The organism is Roseateles sp. P5_E11 (assembly GCF_054049355.1).
This window is the reverse complement of sequence record NZ_JBFUMO010000484.1, coordinates 1-4,495: the sequence shown is the minus strand read 5'-3', so window position 1 is coordinate 4,495 and position 4,495 is coordinate 1. Positions and strand designations below refer to the sequence as shown.

The window sequence follows — 4,495 nt, the reverse complement described above, 5'->3', positions numbered from 1 at the left end:
CTTCGACGCCATCCTCGCCGGCGGGTTGGAGCGTCAGGCCGGACCGCTCGCCGTGAAGAATCCGCAAGCGTGCCCGCAAGTTCCTGAGGCCCACGCCGGTGCCCGTTGCAGCGAAATCTTCCTGCGTGAAGGGGCCGTCGTTTGACACGGTCAGCCGCAGCATCCCTTGCCGGTCCTCGCCGACGATGCGAATGCAGCCGCCGCTCACTCGTTTGCAAATGCCGTGCTTGATGGCGTTCTCGACGAGGGGCTGCAACAGCAGGTTCGGCACCTTGGCGCCGAGCAGTTCGTTCGGGAGTTCCATGTTTACGACAAGGCGCTCGCCGAACCGAAGCTTCTGGATGTCGACGTAACGCTGCAGGTAGTCCACTTCCTCCGCCAACGTCACTTGCGCCCTGTGCGAATCTTCCGATGCGCGACGCAGGAATTCACTCAGTCCCACGACCATGTTCACCGCCGCGTCGTTGCGTCGGTCGCGAACAAGGCCAGCGATCGTGTTGAGCGTGTTGTACATGAAGTGCGGCTCGAGCTGTCTTCGCAACGCCTCCAGCTGCGCTCTGGTCAGCTCTTCATTGATTCGGGCAGCTTCTGTCACCTGCTTGGTGATGCGGTCCTTCGCGTCCACCAGATAGGTCACAGTCAATATCAGCGTGTAGGCGATGGTGAACGTCAATAGCTGGTAGACAAGCGACGTGCTCCACGTTTCCCCGAACGTCGGCCAGCGCTTGTTGCCCCACGGATTGAAGATCGTCTGGAGCCACGCATACCAGCATTCAGTGATCGTGCTGATGATGGCGAACGTTGCCAGATGCAGCGTGACGGTGCCTACGCTGGCTCTGCGAATGAGCGGGTAGCGCAAGGCCAGCTGGACGACGAGTGGCGTCGCCAACGCCCATGGCAACCACAGGGCCAGTTCGATCAAGAACAACGGCGCCCAGGGATGCGTTCTGCCTTCCAGGCGCATGATCGCCACGGTTTGACACGCGTCGAACAGCGCGCCGGCCGTCCAGGCTGCGGCGATCCAGCGCCAACGGCTCGAGGCTGCATACCGTCCCAAGGAGAGCATGCCGGCGACGATACCTTAGGCGCAATTAGCCTCCACGCGTTCTGCAGCGAACGGCGGCCGGCATGCAGGGAGCGGTCTGGCCTCGTCCCTGCGGACTGCCTAGACTGACTCAAGTCGCTGCGCACGGGCCCGGGCCCTCGAGAGGCACGCGGGGAGATCTCACACAACCAAACGGAGATGGCAATATGAAACGATCGATGGCTTTGATTCTTTCATTCTGGTCGCTCACGGTCGCTGCCCTGGCTGACACACCGGTTCCTCCTTCGACGCAGGCGGCCGTCGAGGAAATCAGGCAGCTAGGGAAAGAGATGGGGGATGCGATGGTGGCACTCGACATCRACAAGATTGACCAAATTTTTGGTGATGACTGGGTGTCGGTCGGATCATCGGGCGGCGTATCAACCAAGCGAATGCTCCTGAACGACGTCAAGACGGGCAAGAAGAGGCTTACGTGGTTCGAGCTGCGGCCGATCGATGTACAGGTCTTCGGTGAAGTCGCCATTGCTCAGGGCAACGTGGCCGAGAAGAGATTCGTCGACGGTCGGGAGATCTATATGGAACTCGTCTATGCGGACATCCTGAAAAAGCGCGACGGCCGCTGGGTGGTCGTGCAAAGCATGGGTGCCAAGGTTCGGTAAGTGCGGGGATGTCGTTGCGAATGCGGATGAAGACCTGCTTCGCGCACGCCCATCAGCCTTGAGGCGCGCAACGACTCGCGCGGGCTCGAACCAGGCGTGTCCTCCWGCGGATCACAGTGCCATTACCGAGGCCCGCACGCGATGTCGGTGAGGACGACGAGGCGCGGCTTCGCGGGAGGCGCTTCGGGCGCGGCCGAAGTGCCTCCCGACGGCATGAGTGCGCCGAGCAGCGGGGTGAATGCGAGTCTGAGCATGGATGGCGTCGTCATGGGTCAGCGACCCGAAGTCGCTGGGCCCGTCCTGCGTTTCAATGCGCCGGCTTGGCGATGCTCGGCGTCATGGGCAACGGCGATCATGGTCTGCCCGTCGTCAGCGCATGTGCCTGCCGTCAGCGCAGCGGCATGATGCGCACCATGATCACGCCGTGAGGCGCGACCTTGCCGCCATAGCTGCCGCTGACGTTCTTCGTGACCTTCTTGCTCCACAGGTCCTTCACGTCGGCCTTCTGGTCGATGGGCAACTGGAGCAGGTCCCAAACCACCTTCATGTTGGCCGGCGTCTTGCCGCGGTTGAACAGCACCACCGCGTGCTCACCGCCAGACAGCGGACGCACCGAGACCTCAAGATCGCCTTCCTTCAGTGTGCGGTGGCCTTGCTTGCCCAGTGGATCCTGGTCGGCGGCGATGACATCCTTGTTGGTGAGGATGCGCAGCGTCTCGGCGTCCATCTTCGACAGGTCGTTGCCGGCGATCAGCGGCGCGGCCAGCCGCATGTCAAGGAGCCGGCGTCGGAGTAGAGGCCGAACGGGAAGAATTCCACCGGCACGATGTCAAAGAATGCTCCACCACTGCACGACCCCGCCGGTGCACTGCCACTGCCGTACTTCCGCGCCGGGGGTCTTCCCGCCGTTGAAGTCATCCAGGCAGAGGTTGCTGTTGCGGTTGACGATGTTGAGCTGGCCGCCGTCCGCGTTGACGAGGCGCCATTGCTGGACGGCCTGGCCGTTGCAGGTGGATTGCTGGATGGCGGAGCCGGGGGCGGTCTTCCCGTCGGTATCGTCGAGGCACAGGCCGCTGTTGACGTTGACGATCGTGACGTAGCCGTCGGCCGCAGGCACGATATTCCATTGCTGCGCCGCCGACCCGTTGCACGTCCACTGCACGACGGGCGAGCCGGCCGCGGTGGCCGAGTTGTAGTCGTCGAGACAGAGACCGTTGTACTCATTCTTGATCGCACGGCCCGCCAGCGTCGTGGAAATGTCGGCCGCGTATTTCGCCGCGACCAGATTGGCCTGGACGGCGTTCTCGGTCGCGTCCGACGGATAGCCCGACGTCATCGCGCCCTCGTAGAACGTCCCCCGCCCCCCGTTGCTGTTGTCGCCGCCGATGCCCAGGACGATCGCACCCTCCTTGCTCATGGTCGTATACCCCCCGCTCGGGCGCACGCCGTCATAGAAGGTCGACAGCGAGCCGGCCTGTGTGTTGCCGCCGCGGATGGCCCAGTGGTTCGGCTCACCCTTGACGATGGCCGTGACGAATCGGCTGGTGATCGTGGGGTCATTCGCGTTGAGGTGCGGGTCGCGGCCCGAGAACAGGCCGTTCTCCAGGTCCGCCATGATCCAGGGGCCCGGGCCTGCTCCGGTGCCCCAGGCGGACTGGTTGCCGAAGTAGATCGTTTCCATGTGGCCATTGCCGGTGTCGTTCCCGCTCGGCTCGGCATTGCCGTAGTCGAAGCAGCATGCCGAGTTGAAATGCCACCCGTCGAGGGCCGCGTACATGCCTTCGGGCTGGTCGCCCACCGCGATGCCATTGGTGGCGTTGTTGCGGTAGCCGGTTCCTGGTGGGATGAAGACGCCATAGACCTTCTGGCCCGAGAGCGTCAACGGCGCCGCGTTGGCGACAGCGAGATTGTCGTAGCCGCCGGCCGCCGGCCCCTTGAAGAAGCCGGGGGGCGCCTGCGTGAGGTGGTTGTTGCGCCCCGATTGGTCGTAGATGACGCTGATCAGGCAGGTCGTGCCCGCACAGAAGGCGTCCTGCAGCGCCGCGTTGGCGATGCCGCTGGAAAGGGCGGTGACGTCGAGCGTCGCATTGTCCGATTGCCTGAGGACCTGGTACAGCGGACCCGTATAGGTCGAGAGCAGGACCCGCGTCGTGCTGTGCGCCGCGACGCACGGCGTGCCGCCGGCGGCGTAGATGTCGCAAGGCCCCTGCGCAGCCGAAGGCGCAGGCGCCGGCGCAGGTGTAGGGGCAGGTGCAGGTGCAGGGGCAGGGGCGTCGCCACCACCGCCGCCACAGCCCGCCACCAGGGTCGCGGTGACGATGGAGAGAACGGTGAGCTGTTTGCTGTACTTCATGGCGGAAAAGATGTGTGGTTCGTTGACTGTTATGGCGCGGCGGCGCTGATCACGGAGCAGGCATTGGCTCCTGCAGCCGCGGCTGTTCATTTCGTGCACAACTCGCTGATGGCGTTGGGGGCGGTGGCGACGATCAAGCCCAGCCGATAGGGCGGCTCGCCTCAGCCGGCGGCTGGATCAGGGGCTCGCCGGATTTCCATTCGAAAGCGCTGGCCTGGGCCGGCGACCCGCCGCCGACGGCGGGGGCGTCGTGTCGCTGCCTGCGCTGTTGCCGCCGCAACCTGCCAAGCCGACCGCAGGGACGCAAAGTGCGGCGAGTCGTTGACTGAACTTGTTCACAAGGAAAGGGGTCTGGTTCCTTGAAGGGCGGCCAGGGCGCCGCACCATGGCCGCGAGCCAACGGCAGGCTCAGCAGGTCCTTGCGGGCCACCCTTGGGC

General features: G+C 64.4%; 4 protein-coding genes. 1 reads left to right on the top strand and 3 read right to left on the bottom strand.

Annotated elements, in window-relative coordinates; all coding sequences use genetic code 11:
• On the bottom strand, nucleotides 1–1,066 hold a 1,066-nt coding region (locus tag ACXJKR_RS25180; RefSeq protein ID WP_457325150.1), incomplete at its 3' end, for a sensor histidine kinase.
• A 185-nt stretch (nucleotides 1,067–1,251) separates the two neighbouring features.
• Here ACXJKR_RS25180 and ACXJKR_RS25175 point away from each other — a divergent pair.
• Nucleotides 1,252–1,704: a nuclear transport factor 2 family protein gene (locus ACXJKR_RS25175; RefSeq protein WP_457325149.1), complete on the top strand. Its 453-nt coding sequence runs from the start codon at nucleotides 1,252–1,254 to the stop codon at nucleotides 1,702–1,704.
• A 388-nt stretch (nucleotides 1,705–2,092) separates the two neighbouring features.
• Here the strand turns inward: ACXJKR_RS25175 and ACXJKR_RS25170 are convergent, their stop codons facing one another.
• Nucleotides 2,093–2,476, bottom strand: a complete 384-nt coding sequence (locus ACXJKR_RS25170) for a hypothetical protein (protein WP_457325148.1) — start codon at nucleotides 2,474–2,476, stop codon at nucleotides 2,093–2,095.
• 57 nt (nucleotides 2,477–2,533) lie between these two features.
• Nucleotides 2,534–4,057, bottom strand: a complete 1,524-nt coding sequence (locus ACXJKR_RS25165; protein ID WP_457325147.1) for an arabinofuranosidase catalytic domain-containing protein — start codon at nucleotides 4,055–4,057, stop codon at nucleotides 2,534–2,536.
• Nucleotides 4,058–4,495: the final 438 nt, after the last annotated feature.